The sequence below is a fragment of the Pseudomonas sp. 30_B genome (assembly GCF_017491605.1).
Taxonomy (GTDB): domain Bacteria; phylum Pseudomonadota; class Gammaproteobacteria; order Pseudomonadales; family Pseudomonadaceae; genus Pseudomonas.
On the sequence record NZ_JAFGYY010000308.1, the window covers coordinates 1 to 459 of the forward strand.

General features: G+C 67.5%; 1 protein-coding gene. It reads left to right on the top strand.

Annotated elements, in window-relative coordinates:
* Nucleotides 1–260: 260 nt before the first annotated feature.
* A partial coding sequence (locus J5M67_RS28415) for a HAMP domain-containing protein (RefSeq protein WP_207888675.1) occupies nucleotides 261–459 on the top strand: 199 nt, incomplete at its 3' end.

Here is a 459-nt window from a genome sequence, read left to right on the forward strand (position 1 = left end):
GCCTCTACGCCCTGGTGCAGGACGGGCAAGGTTTCGTGGTATTTCAGTCCCAGGGGCTCTCTCCCCCGATGCGCGGCGAGGAAGCCCTGCACACCGGTGAATGTCCGGCCTTTGGGGTGTGGCACCCCGGCAATGCCCGCTGCCATACGCTGGCCTTCAAGGCAGCCCCGGACTAATCCCCCACCCCCCTTAGCGTCTGGATCGCCGCGGATACGGAACACCACACGCAGTTTCTCGACGGCCTGCGGCGCGACCTAGCCTTGTATTTGCTCGTCGCCATCGTCCTCTGCGGCCTGCTCTCGTGGCTCGCGGCACGCCATGGGCTGGCACCGCTGCGCGACATGAAGTCACGGGCCGCCATGGTGACGGGCCAGAAGCTCGGCGAGCGCATGCCCGTGCAGGCCGTGCCCGTGGAGATGGCCGACCTGGCGCAAGCGCTGAACCGCATGCTGGATCGCC